Below are 25,973 nucleotides of genomic sequence, written 5' to 3'. Positions count from 1 at the left end.
CCCGGGGGACTACCGGCTCGAAGAGCCTCTTCAGATCCAGCGTAACAACGTGTCGCTGATCGGTGTCGGGCGGGAAGCGACGAGACTGCTGGTCGACAATGGTCTGGGCTGCGGCGTGATCGTCGGAAATCCGAACGCGCGCGTATCCCGGATCTCCATTTCGGATCTGACCGTCAACACCAGACATTCTTTGGCGACGGGGTGCGGCGTCCAGTTCAACAGCAGTTACGACGTCCAGATGTGGCGATGCATGATTGCCAACATGAATTGCGGCGTCGAGGTCCTGGACTCCAGCTTTGTCTATCTGACAGATCTCGAAATCGTCGATCCCAGGGCGGAAGGTGGCGTCGGCGTTCTGGTGCACGGCGAGCGTGTCCACAATGATCAGTATCTGACGCGTGTGTTCGTGCAGTGCCCCGGCGCCTCGCAGCCGTGCGAGGTCGGGTTTCGAATTGCGAACTCACAGGGCATCTGGGTCGACGCCTGCGGCGCGTTTCATTGCGGCATCGGCATCCACTTGGTCGCCACACCCGAGCGATGGCTGGAGCACGTCTTTCTGGCGCGCAATGCGGTCGACAATTGCACCCGCAGCGGCCTGCGAATCGACTCGACCCCGACGGGGATGGTGCGACGCGTTCAATCGATCGGCGATTGGTCGAGCTCCAATCAGGGAGCCGGTATCGTGGTCAACGATCCTTACGGCACGGTGCATGACATTTCCTTCAACGGCGCCCGCGTTTACAACAACGGCGAGGCGGGCGTGGTGATCAATGGCGGCAGCCACATCTCGATCGACGCCGCTTCGATCGCCGGCAACGGCCGACTCAATCCGGATGCGTCCGGAATTCATGTGGACGCCTGCCGGATGCTTGCGGTCCGCAACAGCACCATCGGCGCTTATTCCGGCTTCGAGCCGACGCACGATTTTGCGATCTTCGGGCTCGACACGGTCGGGCGAGGGCTGGTCTCGGGGAACGTCTTCGAGCCGAGCCGCTCGGGCACCTTTCATTCGCTCAATGAAAGGGTGGTAATGCATGGCAACCTCGATTTGCAGAATGCGCAATGACACAAGATGAAGTCGTTCACGTCGCGGGCGCCTGCTTCGACATCGAGACGCAGCCGCCGTCCGCGGCCGATGCGCTGGTCGGCTGGCTGCGATTCGGTCGACGCGACCATCCGCACAAGCCCAAGCAACTCAGGCTCGGCCCGATCGACCTGCAGATCCGAGCCGGGTCTGTCCTCGGAATCCTGGGGCCTCGCCCGTTGCTCCATCGCAAGCTGTTCACGAGTATCGAAGGTCGCGAAGCGCCTTCGGCCGGAACGATACGGGTCACCGGCAGGGTGTCTTCGGCAGCAGCCATTCGCGACGGCCTGCAGCCGCGGCACTCGGTCGCCGACGCCCTGAGCGCTGCGCTGGTGTCGCCCGGTGGCGATCCCGACGCGGCCAAGCGCCGCCTCGAAGTCGCCTTCCTGTTTGCCGGGATGCTCGATCTCGCCTACGTCCTGGTGCGCGATATTTCCGAGATGGACCGCGCGCGGATCGCGGTCACCGCGTGCCTGTTCCGCGATGCCGATATCTATCTGCTCGACGAGATGTCGTTGATGTTCGATCCTCAGATGCTCGGAAAGATCCGGGGACACGCTGCGGTTATGGCGGCGTCGGGCAAGACCGTGGTGCTGGCGTCGGCGTCCGACGATTGGCTACGTTCGGCTTCGGACGTCATCGTCGAACTCGGTGCCGGGATAGCGAGGAACAGGTCGCGGGCGGGTTGAAGCGTGTTTCGACCAGAGCCGTTCTGTTTCCGATGGAATCAGCACTGGCGTTCAGGATCCTCGCCGCAGGCACAACCTCATGATGAGGAGGCGCGCAGCGCCGTCTCGAACCATGTGCCGCCGGCCCTGCGTCGCCGCATCCTTCGAGACGCCCGGCTTCGCCGGGCTCCTCAGGATGAGGAGTCAGTGCATCTGGCAAGGGCCAGATCGCTTCAATCAGTCGATGAAGCGCTCCAGCCGGCGGATCGATCCGCCGTCGCTCACTCGTACGACAGTTCCAGATAGTGTCCGAGCAGATGCATGACGACGTGCGGCCATGAGAAGTTGGTCACGACGTGGTGCCGCAGATCGTTGCCCCGCGGATTCGACAGCGCGCGTGCCAGCGCCGAATTGATCGAATTCTGATCGTTCGGATCGGCATATTCGGCATAGCCGGCGAAATAATCGCGCGTGCTGCCTTCGTTGGTGATCACCAGCGCGGCCCCGGCCGCCGCCGCCTCGAGGGCGGCGATGCCCGGTGTTTCGAGCTGACTGGGAAACAGGAAGGCCTCGCAATGCTGATACGCCGCAGCGAGGCGCGGGTCGCCCTGGTCGAGCGGACCGACGAACCGAAACGCTTCCGCGCCGTTGCGGACGCATTCGTCGAAATAGTCCTTCTCACGGATACGGCCGATGCACACCAGCGGAAGCCCGACCGACCGCGCGGCACGGATGGCGCCGATCTGGTTCTTGCGCCGCTCGATGTTGCCGACCGACAGAATATAGGGTCCGCTGATGTCGGCCCACTCACGAAAGGCGCCGTCCAGTACCGGCGTCATGAACGACAGATCCACGCCGTTCGGCACGACCCGCGCCTTTTCTCTCGGAAGGTTGGTGTGCTGAGCGAGGTTTTCGATTTCGGCCCTGGAGTTGCAGACGATCATGTCCGCGATGTCGTAGTATTGGCTGATCTGGCGGCGGTTCAGATTCTCGCTGTTCGACGCGTTGACCCAGAGATTCGGACTGAGGACGACCTTCGAACGCAGCGTCTTGACGTAGTCGAGAAACCCTTCGGCCCCGGCGACCATATGAAAATGATGGAAGATGCGGGCTTCGCTGAGCCGGGGATGCCAGATGTCGTGAAGGATGACTTCACATTCACTCGGCATGTATTGATGATATTTCAGGATCTGCATTTCGCCCCCGCCCGGCAACTCCATGGCGTAGGGGTGAACGTTGAAGATGGCTTTGATCATAAGACGCCCGGTCCTTTGGCTGCCGATTCTTAACATTATTTGCGGACTGAACAAGAGAGCAGGATCTCGACCTCTGCGGTGTGCGTCGAGGCCGGGCGGCAAAATCGTGCTGCGGCCATTTGACCGGCCGGGTGCGACGGCGGTCGGTCGGGATCGCCGGGCGCTGCGGATCGGACCTCCGCCGGCACCGCGTCATGCAGCGGCGGCGTCCGGTCGCGGCGGCGCGGTCACGATCCGCTCACACCCCGGCGGCAGTCGGCGCGTTCACTCGCTCTGCGGTTGGTACTTCGCCATCACCTCGGCAGGATCTCCGGAAGCGGCGATGCGATGGTTCTCGATGAAGAAGGCCTGGTCGCACAGTTTGATGATGTCGCCCGCGGCGTGCGACACCAGCACAATGGTGCCGCCGTCGGCGCGAAACCGCTTGATGACTTCCTGGCATTTGGCCTGGAATTTGTAGTCGCCGACGGCGAGGACTTCGTCGACCAGGAGTATCTCCGGGTCGAGCTGCGACACCACCGAGAAGCCGAGCCGCGCCAGCATCCCGCTCGAATAGAAGCGGATCGGCGTCTCGATATGTTCGGCGAGCTCGGCGAAGTCGATGATGCTGTCGAGCCGCCGCCGAATCTCGGCGCGCGAAAATCCGAGCACGACGCCGTACAGCTCGATGTTCTCACGGCCGGACAGATCGGGATGAAAGCCGGCGCCGAGCTCGAGCAGGGACGAGACCCGGCCGTCGACGTCGATCGTGCCGCTGTCCGGCTTCATGATCCCGGCGATCAGGCCGAGCAGCGTGCTCTTGCCGGCGCCGTTCCGGCCGACGAAGCCGACGGTCGATCCATGGGCGATTTCGAACGAGATGTCGTCGAGCACGAGGTGGTTGCCGCTGTACTTCGAGAACTGGAAACCGTTCAGGATGAAGTTCTTGAATCCCCCGGTCAGGAAGGTGCGGTCCGCAAACGTCTTGCGGACATGGTCGAACTTGATGGCGCAGCTCATGACGACGCGGCTCCGGAAGGACTAGATGACTTCGGCAAAGCGATCGACCAAAGCGCGATAGATCAAGATGCCGAACGCCATTGCGATCGCGGCATAAAGATACGCCAGGCCGATATTGCCCCATTGCAGCGTTCCGTTCAGGAAAACGCCGCGCCAGGCCTCGATCAGGGGTGTCATCGGATTGAGATAGATCAGCGTGGCGTACTGCGCGGGAACGCGCTCGATCGGATAGATCACCGGCGACAGGTAGAACATCATGTTCAGGCCGATCGCGAGAATCCGCTCCATGTCTCTGAAGAACAGATTGCTCGACGACAGCGCCAGGCCGAGGCCGAGCTGCAGCAGGAACTGCGCCGGGCAGATGATCAGGATGCCGAGCGGAATCGCCCAACCAAAATGCAGTCCGTAGGCGAACAGGAATACCAGCGTGACCGGGATCGACATCACGAAGTGGAACGTGTCCTGCAGGTTCAGCGCGATCGGAAGAACGAAGCGCGGAAACACCGACTTCTTGATCAGGCTGCCGTTCGCCAGGAAGACCCCGCAGGCCCCGATCAGGTAGTTGCTGAACCATTGCCACGAGAACAGCCCGATGATCAGGAAGACCACATAGTTCGGGACGTTCGTGGCCATGATGACCTGGAGCGCAAAATAGAACACCATCGCCGAGGCCAATGGATTGGCGATCGACCACAGATAGCCGAGGACGTTGTTCTTGTAGCGGACCTTGACCTCCTTCTGGGTCAGGGTCGTCACCAGATCGAAATACTGCTTCAGCGAGAAGCTTCGACGGCCACGCGGGGGGCGCGGCGGCGTGGCAGTGGTGTCGGCTATCATGGGCCGTTCCAATTGATCAGAGGGGAGGCCGGACAGCATCGGCGAGGAGACGTCGCCCGAAACGCTGATTTTGCGATCGTCGGCTCGGCAGATGCCGGTTCATTGCGTTCAAGTCAAGGCCTTCATTGAGCGCCGGCGGGTGGTCGGTCGCGTCGTTCCCCCAGCGCCGACGAATAGATCGACGACACCCGCCGGAGGAATGCAGACTGGGAATATTCTCCGTCGACACGCTCGGCGCCGGCGCGGCCGAGCCGGACCGCGTGCTCCGGATCGTCGAGCAGGCGATTGACGGCTTGCGCCAGCGCCCGGGAGTCGTTCGGCGCAACGCTGAGCCCTTCCAGCTCGTTGCGGGCGATCTTGGGCACGGCCGTCGGCAGGGTGGTATTGACGATCGGAAGCCCGGCCGCCATCGCCTCGATCTGGACGATGCCGAATGCTTCGGCGGTGGTCACGGAGGGCAGTACGAACACCCGCGCGGCGTGCAGATGGACCTTCATGTCGCCCCGCGGCAGCAGGCCGGTGAAGGTGACGCGGTCGGCGACACCGAGTTCGCCGGCGAGTTGCACTAGCGCCTGCCGTTCGCTGCCGTCTCCGATCAGGATCAGATGCGCATCGATGTCCTGCAGCGCTCGGAGCAGCACGGGGTATCCCTTGTAGGGGACCAGCCGCCCCATTGAGACGATCATGCGGGGATACCGGCTGCGCAATGCGGCCGCGCGCTGCGCCTGGTCGGCATCGAGCCCGGCCCATTCCTCGGGCTTGATGCCGTATGGGATGCTGCTGCACTTGGCGACGTGCGGCGCCAGGAATTCCGAGCGATCGATAATGCTCTGATCCGACACCACGATCCGGTCCGCCCGGGCGAGCGTGTGCCTGATGATGGGAGCAAGCAGCTTCACGATCGCGCGCCGGCCGATGATTTCGGCGTGCCAATGCACGACCACCGCGACGTCGTCCGGAACGCCGAGGGCGATTCCGAGGTCATTGAGCGGGAATGGCGCATGCAGCGCCAACACGTCGAAGTCGCTCGCCTTGCGCCGAAGCACGAACGGGAATTGCGGGGCGATCGGCATCGACAATAGCTCGCCGAACGATCCGACCGCTTCGACGCCGGCGCCCCCGATGTCGAAGCGACGGCCCCATCCGCGTTTGCGCGCGGTCAGAATGGCGCTGTGGTCGCCCGAACCGTTCAGCCCGATCAGTTGCGAGATGACTTCCGGGATACCGCCTTCGACGTCCGGGCGGTAGATCTTGTACGAATGAAGGATGCGCATCGGCCGAACGTTCCCGCAACTCGAAGCCAATCAATCGACGCGGTTGTAGGCATCCTCGAGCCGGACGATATCGTTCTCGCCGAGATACGAGCCGACCTGGACCTCGATCAGTTCCAGCGGAATACGCCCCGGATTGGCGAGCCGGTGCACCGCGCCGACCGGGATGTAGGTCGACTGGTTCTCGTGCAGCATGCGGACTTCCTCGCCGATCGTGATCTCGCCGGTGCCGTGCACCACGACCCAATGCTCCGATCGATGGAAGTGCTTCTGCAGCGACAATTGCTGTCCCGGCTTCACCAGGATGCGCTTGACCTGGTGCCGTCCGCCGTTGTTCAGCGTCTCGTAGTAACCCCACGGCCGATAGATCCGTCGATGCTCGGTGGCTTCCACGCGACCCGCGGCCTTGAGCTTTTCGACCAGCACCTTGATCTCGCTGGTGATGCCGCGAGGCGCGACCAGCACCGCGTCTGCCGACGCGATCACCACCACGTCGCTGAGGCCGATCACCGTGGTCAGGATCGACTCGTCGCTGTGCACGATCGCATTTTTGACGTCGACGACTTCGCAGGGGCCCGACAGTGCATTGCCGGCGCCGTCCTGCTCGGCGTTGGCCCAGATCGCTTCCCAGCTGCCGAGGTCCGACCAGCCGAAATCGACCGCCAGCACCGCACTCCGGTCGGTCTTTTCCATCACTGCATAGTCGATCGAGATTTTCGGCGCCGCCTCGAACGGCGCCTTGGCGAGCCGCGTGAAATCCAGATCGCCGACCGCGCCGGCGACGGTGGCTTCCGCCGCCTCTGCAAGCTCGGGTTGAAACCGGACGATTTCATTCAGCATCGTTTCCGACCTGAACAGGAAATTGCCGCTGTTCCACAAATAACCGTCGCGGATGTAGTGTTCGGCCATGTCGCGGGTCGGCTTCTCGGCGAATTTGTCGAGCTTGTGCACCGGTCCGTCGCCGAGGGGGAGGCCCGGCTTGAGATAGCCGTATCCGGTCGCGGGCTCGTCGGGAATGACGCCGAAGGTGACGATGTAGCCGTCCTCGGCGGCCTGCAGCGCGTCGGCGCAGGCCGTGTGGAAGGCGTCGACCTTCTTGATCGCGTGATCCGAGGCCAGCACCAGCAGAATCGATTCGGGAGACCGCCGCCGACCGAGCACGGCGGCGACCGCGACGGCCAGCCCGGAATCGCGTCGAAACGGCTCCAGCACGATGTCGGCCTCGACGCCGACCTGCTGCAACTGATCGGCGACGACGAAGCGGAACTCGGCGCTGGTGACGATGATCGGTTTGGCGAACAGCGCGTTGCCGACAACCCGGATCGCCGTTTCCTGGAAGGTCGAGCGCTCGGAGAACATCGCGATGAACTGCTTCGGCATGCTCTCGCGCGACGCGGGCCACAGCCGCGTTCCAGCGCCGCCACACATGATGACAGGAATAATCTGCGATGTCATAGTGCCTCGCACGGGCTCGCGCGGAGATATCGGCGAGCTTCGATCGATTGGAATTTGTCGGGGGTGTTTAGCATATCGCCCTTTGGGGGACAGCGCATTTTCGCAGCAGCAATCCGCCACATCGTCGCCACAGTAATCGATCCCTCTGCGACACGTTACTCTGCCAGCCACATGTTGGAGATCAAGCGATGCCGGCAATCGTCCCCACGTCCGTGATGCGGCAGTCGGCTGTCGCGAGCGGCGATCCGGATATCGTCGCGACGTTGAAGGCGTCGATCATCGACCACTCGCTACCGTTGTGGGCGACGGAGGGCTGGGATCAGGCGAGCGGCGGCTTCGTCGAACGCCTCGACCGGTCGGGGCGGGCGGACCGCGAAGCGCCGCGGCGGCTGCGGGTTCAGGCCCGGCAGATCTATTGCTTCGCCAAGGCTGCGAAATCGGGCTGGTATCCGGAAGGCCGCGCCATCGCGCTCAAGGGGCTGGAATACCTGCTGGAAAAGGCAAAGGGACCGGACGGCCGGCCGGGTTTCGTTCATCTGCTCGGAGCCGATGGAGCGACGCTCGACGCGCGCCGCGATTGCTACGATCATGCCTTCGTCCTGCTGGCGCTGTCGAATGTGTATGCGCTGGAACGTGACGCGCAGGTGCGTAGCGAGATCGACGAGTTCGTCGGCTTCCTCGATGGCGAGATGCGTTCGAGCCACGGCGGATATCTCGAGAGCGTGCCGCCCGCGCTTCCGCGCCGGCAGAATCCCCATATGCATCTGCTGGAAGCGATGGTCGCCGCATTCGATGCGACCAACGATGTAGGATTCCAAACCCGCGCGGGCGAGTTGTTCGCGTTGTTCGCCGCGCATTTCTACGACAAACCCCGTCGCGTCCTGGGCGAGTATTTCGAGGACGACTGGTCGAGGATCGAGCCGGTCCGCGTCGAGCCCGGTCATCAGGCGGAATGGGTCTGGTTGCTCAAGCAGTTTCAGCGGATCAGCGGATGTCCGACGGCCCATTACCGCGAGCGATTGCTGAGTTCGACCTTGCGCTACCGTGACGAAGCCACCGGCTGTCTGACCGACGAGGGTGACGCGAGCGGGCGCATCACGAAATCAACGAGGCGGTGCTGGCCGCAAACCGAACTGGCAAAGGCATGGCTGGCCCAGGCCGAGGACGGCATCGAGGGGGCACACGTCCAGGCCCGGGCGGCGTTCGCGAGTCTTCACGCGCACTATCTGTCCCACCCGGTGCGGGGCGGGTGGTACGACCAGTTCGACCAGGAGGGCCGCTCCCTGGTCGAATTCATTCCCGCGTCGACGTTCTATCACATCCTCTGCGCGGTTCACGAAGCCGACACCGTCCGGATCTGATCCGCGTTCGCGGGACGCAGCTATCGCGTTTCCGGGCGAAGAACACGCATCGCCGGGTTGGGAGCTCTGATTCCATCAAAAGCAGAGCTGCTCTAGTCTAGGATCGGCTGCCGCGAATTGCCTTGCTGAGCAGCCGCAGCGGGTAGGTGATCCGCCAGGACAGCGAGTTCTCGAATTCGCTGGCTCGCCGCCGCTCGTCTTCATAGGCCGCCGTGAGCGCGCGAATCGTCCTGCAGGGCAGGCACATCGGCTTCGGTGTGGGCCATGGTGCTCTTCATGACGTAGCGGCAGCTTGCGCCGATGCAGATCGGGTCGAGTGAATTGCTTTTGATGTTCTTCCGCAGCCGCTGCATCTCCGGTCCGTTCCAGATTTCCATGGCGCTGGCGTCGTGGGGGTTGGCGAGCGGCTTCGTGGCCATGCAGCAGGGTTTGACTTTGCCGCTCACCTCCATGGCGAGCCAATGCCACGGGGCGCGACACTCGCGGTATTCCGGCATCGCGCTCGATGCTTCGTCGGCCCGGCCGTACAGCGTGACCTGGAATCGGGGATCGACGAACAGGTACAACCCCAATTTATCGGCGGTTGCGCGCGCCTGTTCGATGCACCTCCGGATCAGCTCCTGATTGTGTTCCGGCAGATTTTCCCTGTAGTTGAAGGGGTGCCCGTTCTTGACGACGGTCCAGTTGAAACCCTGGCCGGAGTTCAGATGGTACAGTTCGACTCCGTCGACGCCGATGTCATGTGCGAGGCGAACCAGTTTCGGAGCATCGACCGCGTTGGTCTTGTTCACGGTCATGTTGAAAAGAACTCGGATCGGATTGCCGTTCTGCTTCCGCTGTTCGACCAGGGAACGCATGTTGCTGACGAGTCGGTCGAAATCGCCCCCGCGGATCTTCGCGTAGATTTCAGGGGTTGCGGCGTCGAACGAGACGCTGATGTGATCGACATTGTATTTCAGGAGGCGTTCGATGTTCTTGGCATTGAACGTCAGCCCGTTGGTGTTGAATTCGATCTTGGCGCCGGGATTGTTGTCGAGGAGCGTGAACCAGTCCCAGAATTTGCGCGCCATCAACGGTTCACCGGCGCCGCCATGGATCTGGATGCGCGAAGCGCCCATGGCTGCGTCTTTGATTCTTGGTATCAGTTCAGGCGGAAAGTCGTCGTAGTTCGCGTTGTTGTCGCCTTCCTGCCGGTGATGGGCGAAGCAGGTCACGCAGCGCAGGTTGCATTTGTCGCTGACGGCGATCGTGAGCTCGCTCGGGGTATAGTCGGCAATGAGAGGGAGCTCGTGCAATCCGACTTCGCGCTTGTAGCGGTTGATCGCCTCGGAGGATGGCGTGTCGACATTGAAGACCATCAGGCCCAGATCGCGGGGGTCGCCTTCCGGCCGGTACGGGCTCGACAGATCGAAATGCAGCAGGTCGCCCGACCGGGCATTCAGATGGGCGAGATCGATCAGCAATTTGCCGCGTCCGAGACGGATCGGAAGCGAGGCGTCGGCCGACGGGCCGGCGACCCGGCAGTCGGTGTCGCCGAAATATTCGGGACGGGCATAGTCGATCAGAAGGTATCGCCCGGCGGCGGCGGGCACCGCGAGCTCGGCCACTTTGCTGGACCACCTCCACGCGACATCGCCATTCGATTCGATCGGATGCCATCCGTCGCGGAAAATCAGCTCTTTAGAGGCAATCATTTGTGTCCCCAATCAACGGCGGATGTTCCGTCGCATAAAACGGCAATTGATAATTGCCGCCCCGCAATATTCAACGGTAAATTGTAACCACCGACGGGCGGCCGGGATCGGCAGGTGCGGGGAACATCAGCATCGACCGGGACGAACCCTGTTCCTGTGTTCAGTTGTGAGCGCTGCGCGATGCGAAGCCGGATAAACGGCATTGCGATGCCCCGGTGTCTTGCTGTACGCCGCTGATCTATGATGGCTGCAAACTCGAAACCCGTCGTGCTGTTCTCGACTGCCGATTGGGATTCGCCATACTGGACCAACAAGCAACACATTGCGAGCCGGCTCGCCGATCGCGGCTACCGTGTGCTCTACGTCGAGACGGTCGGGATCAGGAGGCCCGGCATCAATGCGCTGGATGCCCGGCGCATCGCGGCGCGTCTGCGACGCGGCACCGCGCCAATCCGCGAAGTGCGACCGAACCTGTGGGTATTCTCGCCGCTGACGATTCCGCTCGGCCATCGATTCGGCCCGATCAGCCGTTTCAACCATTGGCAGCTCGAACATCGCGTCCGGTCCTGGCTGCGCGCGCAGAACGCCGCGCATCCGATCGTGTGGACCTACCACCCCTACATGCTCGGCGCGGCGAGCGCCGTGCGGCCGAGCGCAATCGTGTATCATGCGGTCGATGATCTCGGCGCGATACCAGGGGTCGACCGGACCGAATTCGAGAGCGTCGAGCGCCGCCTTCTGGAGCGGGCGGATCACGTGTTCGTCACCAGCCTGGCGCTGGACGAGCATTGCCGGAAAATCGCGGGTGCGCGCACACACTATTTCAACAACGTTGCCGACATCGAACATTTCGGCGCCGCGCGGCGCGGTCGTCCGCTGCCGACCGACCTCGCGGAGATCCCGGGGCCGCGGCTGATGTATGTCGGCGCGCTGTCCAACTTCAAGATCGATTTCGGGCTGCTCGCCGCGCTGGCGAAGGCGAGGCCGGACTGGCACCTCGTCTTCATCGGCGAGGAGCGGGAGGGGCAGCGAGACGAGACGATCGCCGAATTGCGGGCGATGCCAAACGCCCATTTTCTCGGATGGCGGCCCTACGCGCAGCTTCCGGACTATCTGCGCGGCGCCGATGTCGCGCTGCTGCCGCAACTCATCAACGACTACAGCCGCTCGATGTTTCCGATGAAATTCTTCGAGTATCTCGCGGCGGGTCGACCCGTGATCGCGACCGCTCTGCCGGCGCTCAGGGACTTCGCCGCGATCCATCGCGTCGCCCACGGCGTCGCCGGGTTCGAGGTCCAGGTTGAGCATGCGCTTCAGCGGCCGGCGGAGGGGGTGCTGCCGCTCGACCATCCCGTGCTGACGGCGAATTCATGGGAGGCGCGGCTGGATGCGATGATCGCGATCATCGACGGCGCGCCGGCCAAGACCGATCGGACCTCTGGCCGAGGATCAAGCTGATCGCCGCGATCGCGCTCCGGGTTGTTCGAGGCGCGCGTTTCGCCGGCACTGCCGGACTTGCCACGCGGTGTGCCGCCGTTACAGCCAGCGCTTCCTTCGCTTGAAGCTTTTCAAATTCTTGAAGCTCTTGCGCTGATCGCCGGCGCCGCCGAGGTAGAATTCCTTGACGTCCTCGTTGTCGCGCAGTTCGTCTGCGGTGCCGTCGAGCACAACCTTGCCTTGCTCCATGATGTAGCCGTGGCTCGCCACCGAGAGCGCGGCGCGCGCGTTCTGTTCGACGAGCAGGATGGTGACGCCGAGGTCGCGGTTGATCTGCCTGATGATCGAGAACACTTCCTTCACCAGCAGCGGCGACAGGCCCATCGACGGCTCGTCCATCAGGATCATCTTCGGCCGGGCCATCAGCGCGCGGCCGATCGCCAGCATCTGCTGCTCGCCGCCGGACAGATAGCCGGCGAGCCCGGTGCGTTCCTTCAGCCGCGGGAAGTAATTGTAGACCATGTCGATATCGGCGGCGACGTTGCGGTCGCTGCGGGTGAAGGCGCCGAGCCGCAGGTTTTCCAGCGAGGTCATATCCGAGATGATGCGGCGGCCTTCCATCACCTGGAAGATGCCGCGGCGGACGATCTTGTCCGGGTCGACGCCATCGATCCGCTCGCCGTCGAACACGATTTCGCCGCGGGTCACCTCGCCGTCCTCGGTCTTGAGCAGGCCGGAAATCGCCTTCAGCGTCGTCGACTTGCCGGCGCCATTGGCCCCGAGCAGCGCCACGATCGCGCCCTGCGGCACGTCGAGGCTGAGGCCGCGCAGCACCAGAATGACGTCGTCATAGACCACCTCGATGTTCTTGACGCTGAGCAGCGGAGCGACGGTCGGAGCAGGGGAAGGGCGGGTGTCGGTTTGCGCGGTAGCTTGCACGACGAACTCCGAAGTTCTCTCTTGCGGACTGTGAGGCCGTTCGCGGCGCCATCCGAACACCTCTCCCCGCGCGCGGGGAGAGGTCGACCGGACGAGCGCAGCGAGGCCGGTCGGGTGAGGGGGCGCTTCAGCACGGCCGAGCCTCTGCGACTCGTTTCGGCGCCCCCTCACCCCGACCCTCTCCCCGCACGCGGGGAGAGGGAGATCAGGCGTGCGCGCTCAGCTCACCACCCCAGCCATTCCGGCTTGCGCGGCAGGTCGACGGTCTTGACCTTTTCGAGCTTGATCGTGCCCTTGGCGATCAGGTCCTTGAGGTCGCCGTCGGTCGGGCCCGACACCTTGGCGCGATACAGGTCGACCTTGGTGGTGCCGCGGTGATCCTTGTCGGTCCAGGTCGACGGATTGCAGACGCCGTCCATCCCGGCCGGCACCCAGTCCTTCTTCTGGTAGAAGCCTTTGCGGACGTTCTCGCCGGTCGCGCCGCCATTCGCCGCGGCCCAGTCGAGCGCTTCCTTCATGTACAGCGCCGAACAGACGGCTGCGACGTAGTGCACCGGGCGATAGACGTTGCCGGAGGGGTCGGAGGTCTTGGAGATCTCCTCGACGGTCTTCATGCCGGGCGCGTTGCCGCCCCAGGCGACCGCGGTGCGCAGCGGGAAGATCACGCCGTCGGCGGCATCGCCCGCGGTCTTCGCGGCGTTCTCGTCCATGCCCCAGACGTTGCTCATGAACTGCACGTCGACGCCGGCCGCCTTGCAGGCCTTCATTACCGAAATGTTCGACGCCGCGGTGTTGCCCAGATAGGCGTAGTTGGCGCCCGAGCTCTTCAGGCTGAGGCACTGCGCGCTGTAGTCGCCCGGTGCCAGCGCGAACACCAGCGGCGGCAGCACTTCGAAGCCGAGCTCCTTGGCGAGCGCTTCGCCGGCGGCTTTCGGCGCGTTGGGATAGGGGTGGTTGGCGCCCATATGGACGAATTTCGGCGCGCCGGACTTGCCCTTGGCCTTCCAGTCCTCCGCCGCCCACATCAGTTCGGCGCGCAGCGCATCCGAATAGGACGGGCCATAGAAGAAGTTGTAGGGCGCCGGCTTGGCCTTGCCGCTGGTGCCCTCCGGATCGGTCAGCGCGGCGGCGTAGGAGCCCGACAGATCGGGGATCTTGTCCTGGGCGAGAAAGCCGGTCAGCGCCTCGGTGTCGGCGGTGCCCCAGCCCATGATCGCCGCGACCTTGTCGCCGCCGGACCACTTCTTGTACAGCGCGATCGCGCGCGGCACCTGATAGCCGTAATCGTTGGTGTCGACATTGAGCTGCTTGCCGCCGACGCCGCCCTTCTTGTTGACCCAGGCGAAGGTGTCGGCGACGGCCTGGCCGTAGGGCGTGCCGACGTCCGAGGTGCCGCCCGAATAATCGGCGAGATGGCCGATCGCGATCTGCGCCTGCGCGGTCGCCGACGTCGCGGCGATCAGCAGCGCCAGCGACGCCGTGCTCAACAGGGATTTCATCGTCATGGTTGGTCTCCTCCTGTGGTTCTTCGTCGAGTTCTTGTGGTTCGTTCGTCCCGACCTCAGTGTGAAAACGGGTAGAGCTTCCAGTACGCCTTGATCTGCCGCCAGCGATGCGCCAGCCCGTCCGGCTCGAACACCAGGAAGGCGATGATGATCAGGCCGATCGCGATCTCGCGCAGGAAGGTCAGGTTGTTGTTGAGCTGCAGCGCGCGGTCGATGGCGCCGCCCTTCAGCTCCATGCTGATCCATTCCATCGCTTCCGGCAGCAGTACCACGAAGGCGGTGCCCATCAGCGTGCCCGAGATCGAGCCGATGCCGCCGATGATGATCATCGCCAGAAACAGGATCGAGCGCTCGATGCCGAAGCCTTCGTTCGACACCACGAGCTGATAATGCGCGTACAGCGCCCCGGCGATGCCGGCGAAGAACGCCGCCAGCCCGAACGACAGCGTGCGATATTTGGTGAGATTGATGCCCATGATCTCGGCGGAAAGGTAATGGTCGCGCACCGCCACCAGCGCCCGGCCGTCGCGGGTCCGCATCAGGTTGGTCACCAGCAGGTAGCTGACCAGCAGATAGGCCAGCACGACGTAGAAATATTGCTTGTCGCCCCGCAGCATGTAGCCGAACAGCGAGAACGGATTGGCGGAGGCCGGCACCGAGCCGCCGGAGAACCATTCGGCGCGGGAGAAGAAGTCGATCAGGATGTACTGCGCCGCCAGCGTGGCGATGACGAGATAAAGGCCTTTCAGCCGCGCCGCCGGCAGCCCGAACACCAGCCCGACCAGCGCGGTGATGACGCCGGCGAGCGGGATGGTGAAGAACACCGGGATCGGCAGATTGTTGTTGAGATAGGCCGAAGTATAGGCGCCGAGCAGGAAGAACGCGGCATGGCCGATCGAGATCTGTCCGGTGAAGCCGACCAGAATGTTCAGGCCGAGTGCGGCGATGCCGAAAATGCCGATCTGGATCAGCACGCTCAGCCAGTAGCCCGACAGCACCAGCGGCGCGAACGAGATCAGCACGATGCCGAGGATCGCCGCGTTGCGGCTGGTCCTGGTCGGGAAGATCGTGGTGTCGGCGGCGTAGCTGGTGCGGAAATCGCCGGCGGGGATCAGTGACGGGCTTGCCATATCAGATGCGCTCGATGTCCTTGGTGCCGAACAGCCCGTAGGGCTTGATCATCAGGATGATGATCATCACGTAAAACGGCGCGATTTCGTAGAGATTGCCCCAGTGCAGATATTCGCTGTCGATATACTGCGCGAGATTTTCCAGCAGGCCGATGATGATGCCGCCGAGCACCGCGCCCCCGATCGAGTCGAGCCCGCCGAGGATCGCCGCCGGAAACACCTTGATGCCGTAGGCCGACAGGCCGGACGACACGCCGTTGACCACGGCGACGACGACGCCGGCGACCGCCGAGACCGTGGCCGAGATCGCCCAGGCCATCGCGAACACGCTCTTCACCGAGATGCCGAGCGATTGCGCGACCTGCTGGTTGAACGCGGTGGCGCGCATCGCCAGGCCGTATTTCGACACTTTGAAGAACCACGCCATCCCGATCATCATCGCGATCGAAACCACGAGACTCATCACATAGACGGTCTGGATCTGCAGCCCGGCGAACGACACCGACTGGCTGGTGAAAATCTGCGGGAACGGCTGTGGGCTGACGCCGAAGATCCATTTCAGCGTCGCCTGGAACACGGTGGACAGCGCGATCGTCACCATGATCACCGAGATGATCGGCTCGCCGATCATCGGCCGCAGCACCACGATCTGGATCGCGATGCCGAACGCGAACATGAACACCAGCGTCAGCGGCATGCCGACATAGAACGGCACCTGATATTTGGCGAGCAGCGCCCAGCACACCCAGGCGCCGATCAGCAGCAGCTCGCCCTGCGCGAAGTTGACGACCTGAGTGGCCTTGTAGATCAGCACGAAACTCATGGCCACCACGCCGTACAGCGTGCCGACCACGAGGCCGTTGACGAGAAGCTGGAACAGAAGCTGTGTGTTCATGCGGCGTGACTACCAGCGAGGGGGCGCTTCCCCTCTCCCCTTGTGGGAGAGGGTGCCCGAGCGAAGCGAGGGCGGGTGAGGGGGCGCCGACGTCGCGCCCGACCCCTCACCCGGTTGTCAGCGGGGCGGGCGTTGATGCTGCCCTCTCCCACAAGGGGAGAGGGCGCAGTCACTGGCGTTGTTGCGATCGACAGCGCGCTCATTCCGCCGCCTCCGCATGCGCCGCGCCATGGCCGAGCTCGACGACCTTCAGCGACGTCCGGATCCGCTGCGTCGTGCCGTCCTGGAACTGGATCTGGGTGTCGACCGGGATCTCGCTCCGGCCGCCATAGATGCCGTCGATGATGTCGGCGTATTTTTCGTTGATGACGCTGCGACGGACCTTGCGGGTGCGGGTGAGTTCGCCGTCGTCGGCGTCGAGCTCCTTGTAGAGCAGCAGGAAGCGCGAGATCCGCTGCGCCGGCGGCAGCGTCGCATTGACCGATTCGACCTCGCTGCGCAGCATCTCGTAGACCTCGGGCCGCGACGCGAGGTCCGAATAGGTGGTGAAGCCGATCCGCTTTTTCTCGGCCCATTTCGAGATGATCGAGTAGCGGATGCAGATCATCGCCGCGAGCCGGTCTCGCCCGGCGCCCAGCACCACGGCTTCGGCGACATAGGGCGAGAATTTCAGCTTGTTCTCGATATATTGCGGCGAGAACTTCTCGCCATGCGAGGTCTCGGCGAGATCCTTGATGCGGTCGATGACGACGAGCTGGCCGCTCGCATTGAAATAGCCGGCGTCGCCGGATTGCATCCAGCCGTCCTTCATGTCGGCGGCGGAGGCCTCCTCGTTCTTGTAGTAGCCGAGATACATGTTGGGGTGGCGCACAACGATCTCGCCGATGCCCTGGACGTCGGGGTTCTCGACCTTGATCTCGATCTCGGCGCCCATCGCCACGCCGGTGGTGTCCGGATCGACCGCGTCCGCTCTGTGCAGCGTGTAGGCGCCGAGCAGTTCGGTCTGGCCGTACAGCGTGCGCAGCGGCACGCCCATCGCGCGGAAGAATTTGAAAGTATCCGGCCCGAGTGCGGCGCCGCCGGTCGCCGCCGAACGCAGTCGCGTGAAGCCGAGCCGGTCGCGCAGCGCGCGGAACAGCACGGCGTCGGCGAACGCCGAATGCTTGCCGTCGGCGAGCGCCGCGAGGCCGGCCTTCATGCCGGTCTCGTACAGCCGCTGCTTCAATGGCGAGGCGTCCATCACCCGCGACCGCACATCCGCCGCGATGCCTTCCCAGACGCGCGGCGCGAACAGCACGAAGGTCGGCGCGATCTCGCGGAAGTCGTTCATCATCGTGTCGGGCTCTTCGACGAAGTTGACCTTCATCCGGCACAACAGCGCTTTGCCGAGCGCGTAGACCTGCTCCATGATCCAGGGCAGCGGCAGCACCGAGACGTATTCGTCCTCCGGCCCCTTGGGATCGAAGCTGAGATACGTCGCGCAGTGCTTCAGCACGCGCCCCGCGGCCAGCATCGCCAGCTTGGGATGCGCGGTGGTGCCCGAGGTGGTGCAGAGGATCGCGACGTCCTCGCCGCCCGTCGCATCGACCAGGCGATCGTAGATCCCCGGCTCGCGCGCGGCGCGGGCGCGGCCCATTTCGGCGAGCTGGTCGGCCGGCAGCAGCCGCGGGTCGTCGTATTTGCGCATCCCGCGCGGATCGGAATAGACGATGTGCTTGAGGTTCGGCACGCGCTCGGCGAGAAGCAGCAGCTTGTCGACCTGCTCCTCGTCCTCGGCGAACACCAGCTTCGCCTCGCCGTAGCTCAGCAGATATTCGGCCTCCTCGTCGAGCACGTCGCGATACAGGCCGAGGCTCATGGCGCCGATTGCGTGCGTGGCGATCTCGGCGGACACCCAGTCCGGCCGGTTGTCGCCGATGATGCCGATGACGTCGCCGCGGCCGAGCCCGAGTTCGACCATCCCGAGCGCGAAGTCGTGCACCCGGGTCTGGTAGTCGGCCCAGGTGAAGACGCGCCACAGCCCGAGCGACTTTTCGCGCAAGGCGATCTCGCCGCCGAACTCGCGCGCATTGAGCCGCAGCAGCTTGGGAAACGTATCGGCTGCCGCGACGCGGCCGGCGTAGTCCATCATGCCACGCGCTCCGCAACGCCCGGATGGCCTGGCGCGTCGTCGGGATCGACCAGCACCTCGTCCTCCTCGCCGAGATAAGCACGCCGGACGTGCGGATCGGCGAGCACGTCTGCGGGTTCGCCCTCGGCGATCTTGCGGCCGAAATCCAGCACCACGACGCGGTTGGAGATGTCCATCACCACGCCCATGTCGTGCTCGATCATCACCACCGTCATGCCGAACTCCTCGTTGAGGTCGACGATGTAGCGGGCCATGTCCTCCTTCTCTTCGAAGTTCATGCCGGCCATCGGCTCGTCGAGCAGGATCAGCTTCGGCTCCAGCGCCATCGCGCGCGCCAGCTCGACGCGCTTGCGCAGCCCGTAGGAGAGGGTGCCGGCGGTCGCCTTGCGCACCGACTGCAGGTCGAGAAAGTCGATGATCTCCTCGACCTTGTGGCGATGTTCGAGCTCTTCGCGCCGGGCGCCGAGCCAGTACAGCGCCCCGGTGAGGAAGTTGTTCTTCAGCAGGTGGTGGCGCCCGACCATGATGTTGTCGAGCACGCTCATGTGGTGGAACAGCGCGAGATTCTGGAAGGTGCGGCCGATGCCGAGCGGCGCGCGCGCATTCGGCTTCAGCGCGGTGATGTCGCGGCCGCGGTAGAACAGCTGGCCTTCTGTCGGCCGGTAGCGGCCGGAGATGCAATTGACGATCGAGGTCTTGCCGGCGCCGTTGGGGCCGATGATGGAAAACAGTTCGCCGTCATTGACGGCAAAGCTCACCTCGCTCAGCGCGCGGACGCCGCCGAAACGCAAGGATACATTGCGCACTTCTAACGCGTGTTCCAACCCTGTTCCTCCCCCGGACGCCCTTCACCACATTGTTGTGTGGTGGCAGGATGCCCTCGCGTGCCTTGGCGGCTTTTTCGCTGGTCCGACTCTATAGCAGCCGGGTTGCCGAAGATATGCGACTATTTTAATCTGGAAAGTGGGTTCGAGCGCAAGGCGGAGGACGAGACGGCGCTTGAAGGCCGCGGGCGCGCGTGGCCGAATTCCGATTCGGTGTCGGAAACTGCCGGGAACGCCGCGTAACAGCACTTCGGGCTGGGGGCGCGGTTGCGCGTCCCCTGGTCATTCGGCCGTCGTCCTCTGTCCTCCATCCTGCCGGATCTGAGATGACCAGAAAATTCATGATCACGGGTGGCGCCGGCTTCATCGGGTCGGCGGTCGTGCGCCGGCTGATCGAGGCGACCGACCACGAGGTGCTCGTCGTCGACAAGCTGACCTATGCCGGCAATCTGGAATCTCTCGCGCCGGTGTCGTCCGATCCGCGGTTTCAATTCGAACGCGCCGACATCGCCGACGCCGCGGCGATGCGGAAACTGTTCGCCGATTTTTCGCCCGACACCGTCATGCATCTCGCCGCCGAGAGCCATGTCGACCGTTCGATCGACGGCCCCGGCGCGTTCGTCCAGACCAATGTGGTCGGCACCTTCGTCCTGCTGCAGGCGGCGCTGGAGCTGTGGCGCTCGATGCCGGCCCGTCGCAAGGCGGATTTCCGCTTTCACCACATCTCGACCGACGAAGTGTTCGGCTCGCTCGGGCCGACCGGCTGTTTCACGGAGCAGTCGGCCTATCAGCCGAACTCACCCTATTCGGCGTCGAAGGCCGGATCCGATCATCTGGTGCGCGCCTGGCATCACACCTATGGCCTGCCGACGGTGATGACCAATTGCTCGAACAATTACGGTCCCTATCAGTTTCCGGAGAAGCTGATCGCGCTGACGATCATCAACGCGCTCGAAGGCCGGCCGCTGCCGGTCTACGGCGCCGGTACCAATGTGCGCGACTGGCTGCATGTCGATGATCACGCCGAAGCGCTGCTGCGCGTCGCCGCCAACGGCGTCGTCGGCGACAGCTACAATGTCGGCGGCCATAACGAGCACACCAACATTTCGGTCGTGCGGGCGATCTGCCGCATCGTCGACGAACTGGCGCCGGACGCCGCCATCGGCCCGCGCGAGCGCCTGATCGAATTCGTGGTCGACCGGCCGGGTCACGACCTGCGCTATGCGATCGATGCTGCGAAGATCGGCCGCGAACTCGGCTGGCAGCCGCGCCACAGTTTCGAGACGGGATTGCGTCAGACCGTGCAATGGTATGTCGACAACGCCGACTGGTGGAAGCGGGTCCGCTCCGGCGCCTACCGGGGCGAACGCCTCGGCATCGCGGTCTGACGAAAGCCCAGGAGAACATTCGTGCTGACAGTCACGCCGACCGCGATCGAGGTCGTCAAAGTCATCGTTCCGAAGGGCTTCGCCGATACCCGCGGGGTGTTCTGCGAGACCTACAATCACCGCCGCTTCGTCGAGCACGGCATCGCGTTCGACTTCGTTCAGGACAACCAGTCGAGCTCGGCGCAGGCCGGCACGATCCGCGGCCTGCATTTCCAGAGCCACCCGGCGGCGCAGGACAAGCTGGTGCGCGTGCTGCGCGGCCGGATTCTGGACGTCGCCGTCGATCTGCGGCGCGCGTCGCCGACATATGGCAAATGGGTCGCGGAGGAGCTGTCCGCGGACAACGGCAAGCAATTGCTGGTTCCCGTCGGTTTCGCACACGGCTTCTGCACGCTCGAGCCCGATACGCTCGTGCTCTACAAGGTCACCGGCTATTACTCGCCCGCGCATGATCTCGGGGTCGCCTGGAACGATCCGGATCTCGCGATCGACTGGCCGGTCACGCCGGACAAGGCCGTTCTGTCCGACAAGGATTCGAAACTGCCGCCGTTCCGTTCTCTCCCGGCCTATTTCGAGTAGCCGATGCGCCTCGCAGTCACAGGGCGTCACGGCCAGGTCGTCCGATCGCTGCTGGAGCGCGCGCCGGCCGATGTCGAGATCGTCACGCTCGCCCGTCCCGAGGTCGACCTGCAGGAGCCCCGCGCGGTGGCCGAGGCGATGGTCGCGGCGCGGCCCGATGCGGTGGTCAACGCCGCGGCCTATACGGCGGTCGATCTCGCCGAAACCGAATCCGAACTCGCTCACCGCATCAACGGAGAAGGCGCAGGCGCCGTCGCAGCCGCCGCGGCCCGCCTCGGAATTCCGGTGGTGCATTTGTCGACCGACTACGTGTTCGACGGCAGCCTGTCGCGGGCCTATCGCGAGGACGACGTCCCGTCGCCGCTCGGCGTCTACGGCGCCAGCAAGCTCGCCGGCGAACGCGCGGTCGCCGGCGCCAATCCGGATCACGCGATCCTGCGCACGGCCTGGGTCTACAGCCCGTTCGGCAAGAACTTCGTCCGCACCATGCTGACGCTGGCGCAGAGCCGCGAGGAGGTGTCGGTGGTGTGCGATCAGCTCGGCGCGCCGACCTGCGCGCTCGACATCGCCGACGGCGTCATCGCGGTGGCGCGCAACCTGCTGGCGCGTCCGGAGGAGGCGGCGCTGCGCGGCGTGTTTCACATGACCAGCAGCGGCGAAACGAACTGGGCCGGGTTCGCCGAGGCGATCTTCGCGTGCTCCGCCGCCGCGGGCGGCCCCTCGGCCCGGGTGAAGCCGATCCCGACGGCCGATTATCCCACCCCGGCGCGCAGGCCCGCCAACTCCCGCCTCGACACCACGCGTCTCGCCGAGCGTCACGGCGTCCGCCTGCCGGCCTGGCAGGACTCGCTCGCCCCCTGCGTCGCCCGGCTGCTCGCCGCGGCGCGCGCCGCTCCATGAAACAGGCTTCGACATGACCCGCGTTTCCAGGGGCATCATTCTCGCCGGAGGCAGCGGCACGCGGCTGCATCCGATGACGGTGTCGGCCTCCAAGCAGTTGCTGCCGGTCTACGACAAGCCGCTGATCTACTACCCGTTGTCGACGCTGATGATGGCGGGGATCCGCGAGGTCCTGGTGATATCGACCCCGGCCGACCTGCCGCGGTTCCAGCAATTGCTCGGCGACGGCGCGCGCTGGGGCATGTCGTTCAGCTACGCCGAACAGCCGCGCCCGGAGGGGCTCGCCCAGGCCTATGTCATCGGCGCCGACTTCGTCGCCGGCGGGCCGTCCGCGCTCGTGCTGGGAGACAACCTGTTCTACGGCCACGATCTGATCCCGCTGTTGCAGAGCGCCGCGGGCCGAAGCGAGGGCGCCACGGTGTTCGCCTATCAGGTCAGCGACCCGCAGGCGTATGGCGTCGTCGCGTTCGACGAGAACCAGAATGCGATCTCGATCGAGGAGAAGCCCGCGAAGCCGCGATCCAATTGGGCGGTCACCGGCGTGTACTTCTACGATGCACAGGCGGTCGACATCGCCGCCGGCCTGAAGCCTTCGGCGCGCGGCGAGCTCGAGATCACCGATCTCAACCGCGCCTATCTCGAACGCGGCCAATTGCGCGTCGAAAAGATGGGGCGCGGTTTTGCCTGGCTGGATACCGGGACGCCGGACAATCTGCTGGAGGCGGCCGAATTCGTGCGCATCCTGGAGAAGCGGCAGGGCCTGAAGATCTGCTGCCCCGAAGAGATCGCCTTTCACATGAAGTGGATCGACGCCGGTCAGCTCGAAGCCCTGGCGAAGCCGATCGCCAACAGCGGCTATGGCCGATATCTGCTGGCGATCGCACAGCGCTGAAAAGCGGCAGCCACGCGGGCTACCTCAGCGCCTGACTGGAAATGCAGGCCGCCAAATCAACGCCTCCCTCCGTCATTGCGAGCGAAGCGAAGCAATCCAGAGGCGCCGAGTGGGATTGCTTCGTCGCGGAGCCTGTGCTCGGACGGCGCGGAGCGCCGATCCGGGTGCTCCTCGCAATGACGGACTTTAGTGCCTGATCTTGTTGCTCTCATTTTGAGTCAGCCTCTCAGCGCCGCCGCCAGATCGTCGCCTGCGCCTGCTGGTCCGGCAGATCGTAAGTGGTGCCGCGCGCGTAGCGGGTCTGGTCGTTCATGGCGTCCACGATCCCCGCCATCCGCGAATACACCCATCCGACCGAAGGCAGTTCGTAGCGGCCGGTCGGGGCGTCGATGGTGACTATGATGTCGGCGGTCGACCGCGCGATCCGTTCGGCCGTCACCCGCCGGACATCCTCGCGGGTGGCGAGGTCGGCGATGAACGGATCGGGCACGATCGTGTGGCAGCGGCAGTGCTCGCGGATCACCCAGGCGAACAGCTTGCTCGACCCGAAAGTGGCGAGCACCGTGACCTCGCGGGCGCCGTCCAGCTCCTCGAGATAGGGACGGATCAGACTGAGATCGGTCGGTCCGCTGTTCGGGCTGGGGTGGATCGCGTAGGTGTAGGCGACCTCCGGGATGGCGTGGCCGACATTGACCAGGAGAAGAGATGCTGCGGCAGCGACGGCGACGATGGCGCGCACCCACGCCGACAGCAGGTCGCGCAGCCGGCCGAGCATCAGCCCGGCGCCGACTCCGCTGCATATCCACACCGCGAACACCCAGGTCGACATGAAGCGACCCTGGTGCTGCGGGTGGATCAGCACGCCGATCCACGCCAGCAGCGCGAACAGAAACACCACGCGCGCGCCGGGCGCGAGGCGCCGGATGCCGAAAGCGCCGATCACCGCGAAGGCCAATGCGGGGATCGCCAGCCAGGGCTGGGTGTGGAAGGCGTCGGCGAACACGTGCCAATAGAACCGGGCGCTATGCCACAGGCCGTCGCCCTGGGGATTGTTGGCCGGCCCGACGAACCACAGGAAGCGCGACAGCCGGTGCGGCAGCAGGAACGAGATCGCGATCGGCGTGATGTGCCAGTACAGCAGGGCGCGGCCGGGAATGCCGAGCGCGCGGTCGATCGCGGCCTTGTGGCGCCACCAGAACAGCGCCCACCACAGGAACACCAGCGCGTAGGCGATGGTGGTCAGGTTCTCGGGCGGATACAGCGACACGGATTTGCCGAACAGCTCCAGCGCCGTCGGGCCGCGCGCATAGATGGACGCCACCAGCGCCGCCATCAGCGCGGCGAGGATCAATAGCGGCTGCCGGAGCAGGGCCGCGATTGCTGCGCCGACCCTGACCCGGCCAATGGCGCGTACGGTCGCCAGCGTGGCGCGCCAGTGTTCGGTGGCGAAGGCGATCGCGATCGGCGCCAGCAGCAGGCCCCAGTAATTGCCTTTGTGGAAGAACAGCGCGGTCAGGATCACGGCGAGCAACCGCCAGCGTGCGGCTTTCTCGGGTTCAGCGGATGCGCGCAGATAGGCCCACAGCGCGGCGGCGGAGAGGCCGGCGCCGAGGCCTTCCAGCATCACGTCGGCGCTGATCAGCCGGAATGCCGGGCTGGCCGCCGTCAGGATGGTCGCGACGGCCGCAGCGAACAGGCCCTCCATCCGGCCGGCGATCAGCCGGCGCGCGATCAGCCATGTGAAGGCGATCGTCGCGACCCAGCCGATCAGGCTCGGCACGATGCCGAGTCGATAATCGATACCGCCGACCAGCAGCACGGCGCTCAGCACCAGCCCGTGGAGCGGCGGCCACACCTTGGCCTTTTCCAGCTCGGTGAAGAACCAGACGGGATCGAGGTTGCGCATCGCCAGCGCGAGGTCGAGCCCGAAACTGTAATGCGAGTTGCGGTCGTGATAATAGTAGCGCCACAGCAGATCGGGCGCGCGATAATAGTCCGCGAACATCACGCCGGCGATCGCGATCGCGGCGGCCAGCACGATCAGGAAGGCGAGCAGGTCGAGCCGGTTGCGACGGCCGGTCACGTTTTGCTGCTTTCGGCCGGCACGGCGAACAGCCCGGAAAACACGATTCCGATGAAGATCGAGATCATCGCGGCGCTGATCGCGTTCATCGAAAACAGCGCAGCATATTCGTCGGCCGAATAGGCGTGCGGCGGCGCGCCGTAGCGGCCGTGCAGAAAGAAATAGGCCGCGACCGGCAACCCGGCCAATGGCAGCATCAGCAGCCGCTCGCTGCGGCGAAGCAGCAGGCTGGAGAGCGTGGCGCAGGGCAGCAGAAACAGCTCGATCCCCGATGGCACGCCGAGCAGCCAGGTGCAGAACACGGTGTTGCCGGTCGCCGTCAGCGACAGCGTGATCCGGCCGAGCCGCGGATTCCTGCGGGCGATGACGGGTACGAGGCAGAAGAACGGAAACGACAACAGCGTCAGCAACAGCCACGGCATCCCGCCCGGGCCGGCAACCACCGCGACATAGATCGGATAAAACGGCGTATTGCCGGCGAGCACCAGCGCGACCAGATTGCCGGTCGCCGCGAGCGGGTCGTTGTTGGCGGCAAAATCAGCGAGCCGGGTTCTCGTTCGGGTCAGCGCAGACAGCATCAAGGCTCATGATTCGGGGGCGCCCGGGGGCACAGCCCCCCGACCGTAGTCCGAAATGACCCGATGC

The 25,973-nt window shown here is 64.6% G+C and carries 22 protein-coding genes; 8 read left to right on the top strand and 14 right to left on the bottom strand.

Translation table 11 applies throughout. The features are described 5' to 3' along the window. The first annotated feature begins 49 nt into the window (after positions 1–49). Entirely contained in the window at positions 50–1,066 is a 1,017-nt protein-coding gene (locus ACTZWT_RS19640) for a hypothetical protein (RefSeq protein ID WP_444771366.1), read from the top strand. Further along, positions 1,063–1,773, top strand: a complete 711-nt coding sequence (locus ACTZWT_RS19635; protein WP_444771365.1) for an ATP-binding cassette domain-containing protein — start codon at positions 1,063–1,065, stop codon at positions 1,771–1,773. Before ACTZWT_RS19640 ends, ACTZWT_RS19635 begins: the two co-directional genes overlap by 4 nt. Before the next feature lie 260 nt (positions 1,774–2,033). Here the strand turns inward: ACTZWT_RS19635 and ACTZWT_RS19630 are convergent, their stop codons facing one another. From ACTZWT_RS19630 to ACTZWT_RS19610, 5 genes are all read right to left on the bottom strand, one after another. Then, entirely contained in the window at positions 2,034–3,110 is a 1,077-nt protein-coding gene (locus tag ACTZWT_RS19630) for a glycosyltransferase (protein ID WP_444771364.1), read from the bottom strand. Between the two features lie 162 nt (positions 3,111–3,272). After that, entirely contained in the window at positions 3,273–4,007 is a 735-nt protein-coding gene (locus tag ACTZWT_RS19625; RefSeq protein ID WP_444771363.1) for an ABC transporter ATP-binding protein, read from the bottom strand. A gap of 21 nt (positions 4,008–4,028) precedes the next feature. Next, complete coding sequence (locus tag ACTZWT_RS19620; protein WP_444771362.1) at positions 4,029–4,844, bottom strand: ABC transporter permease; 816 nt, start codon at positions 4,842–4,844, stop codon at positions 4,029–4,031. A gap of 122 nt (positions 4,845–4,966) precedes the next feature. Next, positions 4,967–6,118 carry a glycosyltransferase gene (locus ACTZWT_RS19615; protein ID WP_444771361.1) on the bottom strand — a complete coding sequence of 384 codons (1,152 nt, stop codon included), beginning with the start codon at positions 6,116–6,118 and terminating at the stop codon, positions 4,967–4,969. A gap of 30 nt (positions 6,119–6,148) precedes the next feature. Beyond that, on the bottom strand, positions 6,149–7,570 hold the full coding sequence (locus ACTZWT_RS19610; RefSeq protein ID WP_444771360.1) for a mannose-1-phosphate guanylyltransferase/mannose-6-phosphate isomerase: 1,422 nt from the start codon (positions 7,568–7,570) through the stop codon (positions 6,149–6,151). Positions 7,571–7,758: 188 nt separating this feature from the next. On the opposite strand from ACTZWT_RS19610, the gene ACTZWT_RS19605 reads away from it, so the two are divergent. Continuing rightward, a complete protein-coding gene (locus ACTZWT_RS19605) occupies positions 7,759–8,931 on the top strand; it encodes an AGE family epimerase/isomerase (RefSeq protein WP_444771359.1) in 1,173 nt (390 codons plus the stop codon). 200 nt (positions 8,932–9,131) lie between these two features. Here ACTZWT_RS19605 and ACTZWT_RS19600 read toward each other — a convergent pair whose 3' ends face one another. Next, the gene (locus ACTZWT_RS19600) at positions 9,132–10,625 is read right to left on the bottom strand and encodes a radical SAM protein (RefSeq protein WP_444771358.1); all 1,494 of its coding nucleotides are present in this window, start codon (positions 10,623–10,625) and stop codon (positions 9,132–9,134) included. 243 nt (positions 10,626–10,868) lie between these two features. On the opposite strand from ACTZWT_RS19600, the gene ACTZWT_RS19595 reads away from it, so the two are divergent. Continuing rightward, on the top strand, positions 10,869–12,083 hold the full coding sequence (locus ACTZWT_RS19595) for a glycosyltransferase (RefSeq protein WP_444771357.1): 1,215 nt from the start codon (positions 10,869–10,871) through the stop codon (positions 12,081–12,083). A gap of 78 nt (positions 12,084–12,161) precedes the next feature. Here ACTZWT_RS19595 and ACTZWT_RS19590 read toward each other — a convergent pair whose 3' ends face one another. From ACTZWT_RS19590 to ACTZWT_RS19565, 6 genes are all read right to left on the bottom strand, one after another. Then, a complete protein-coding gene (locus ACTZWT_RS19590; protein ID WP_444771356.1) occupies positions 12,162–13,001 on the bottom strand; it encodes an ABC transporter ATP-binding protein in 840 nt (279 codons plus the stop codon). Between the two features lie 224 nt (positions 13,002–13,225). Next, positions 13,226–14,506, bottom strand: coding sequence for an ABC transporter substrate-binding protein (locus tag ACTZWT_RS19585; RefSeq protein ID WP_444771355.1), 1,281 nt, complete (start codon positions 14,504–14,506; stop codon positions 13,226–13,228). Positions 14,507–14,562: 56 nt separating this feature from the next. Next, the gene (locus ACTZWT_RS19580; RefSeq protein WP_444771354.1) at positions 14,563–15,636 is read right to left on the bottom strand and encodes a branched-chain amino acid ABC transporter permease; all 1,074 of its coding nucleotides are present in this window, start codon (positions 15,634–15,636) and stop codon (positions 14,563–14,565) included. Position 15,637: 1 nt separating this feature from the next. Then, positions 15,638–16,531, bottom strand: a complete 894-nt coding sequence (locus ACTZWT_RS19575; RefSeq protein ID WP_444771353.1) for a branched-chain amino acid ABC transporter permease — start codon at positions 16,529–16,531, stop codon at positions 15,638–15,640. Positions 16,532–16,730: 199 nt separating this feature from the next. After that, on the bottom strand, positions 16,731–18,662 hold the full coding sequence (locus ACTZWT_RS19570) for a long-chain fatty acid--CoA ligase (protein WP_444771352.1): 1,932 nt from the start codon (positions 18,660–18,662) through the stop codon (positions 16,731–16,733). Then, a complete protein-coding gene (locus tag ACTZWT_RS19565) occupies positions 18,659–19,486 on the bottom strand; it encodes an ABC transporter ATP-binding protein (RefSeq protein WP_444771351.1) in 828 nt (275 codons plus the stop codon). Before ACTZWT_RS19565 ends, ACTZWT_RS19570 begins: the two co-directional genes overlap by 4 nt. A gap of 326 nt (positions 19,487–19,812) precedes the next feature. Here ACTZWT_RS19565 and rfbB point away from each other — a divergent pair, with 326 nt between their 5' ends. Genes rfbB through rfbA form a run of 4 tightly spaced genes read left to right on the top strand, consistent with a single transcriptional unit; the run spans position 19,813 to position 23,245 of the window. Next, positions 19,813–20,874 (top strand): dTDP-glucose 4,6-dehydratase, encoded by a 1,062-nt coding sequence (gene rfbB / locus ACTZWT_RS19560; RefSeq protein ID WP_444771350.1) that lies wholly within the window; start codon positions 19,813–19,815, stop codon positions 20,872–20,874. 21 nt (positions 20,875–20,895) lie between these two features. Continuing rightward, positions 20,896–21,453, top strand: coding sequence for a dTDP-4-dehydrorhamnose 3,5-epimerase (gene rfbC, locus ACTZWT_RS19555; RefSeq protein WP_444771349.1), 558 nt, complete (start codon positions 20,896–20,898; stop codon positions 21,451–21,453). A 3-nt stretch (positions 21,454–21,456) separates the two neighbouring features. Beyond that, complete coding sequence (gene rfbD, locus ACTZWT_RS19550) at positions 21,457–22,353, top strand: dTDP-4-dehydrorhamnose reductase (protein ID WP_444771348.1); 897 nt, start codon at positions 21,457–21,459, stop codon at positions 22,351–22,353. A 13-nt stretch (positions 22,354–22,366) separates the two neighbouring features. Next, complete coding sequence (rfbA, locus tag ACTZWT_RS19545) at positions 22,367–23,245, top strand: glucose-1-phosphate thymidylyltransferase RfbA (protein ID WP_444771347.1); 879 nt, start codon at positions 22,367–22,369, stop codon at positions 23,243–23,245. A 226-nt stretch (positions 23,246–23,471) separates the two neighbouring features. Here the strand turns inward: rfbA and ACTZWT_RS19540 are convergent, their stop codons facing one another. Next, positions 23,472–25,328 carry a glycosyltransferase family 39 protein gene (locus ACTZWT_RS19540; RefSeq protein ID WP_444771346.1) on the bottom strand — a complete coding sequence of 619 codons (1,857 nt, stop codon included), beginning with the start codon at positions 25,326–25,328 and terminating at the stop codon, positions 23,472–23,474. Beyond that, a complete protein-coding gene (locus ACTZWT_RS19535; RefSeq protein WP_444771345.1) occupies positions 25,325–25,906 on the bottom strand; it encodes a hypothetical protein in 582 nt (193 codons plus the stop codon). Before ACTZWT_RS19535 ends, ACTZWT_RS19540 begins: the two co-directional genes overlap by 4 nt. Between the last annotated feature and the right edge of the window lie 67 nt (positions 25,907–25,973).

It is taken from the genome of Rhodopseudomonas sp. NSM (assembly GCF_052445935.1).
Lineage (GTDB): Bacteria > Pseudomonadota > Alphaproteobacteria > Rhizobiales > Xanthobacteraceae > Rhodopseudomonas.
The sequence above is the reverse complement of the archived record's forward strand: the minus strand, read 5'-3'. Positions and strand labels throughout refer to the sequence as shown.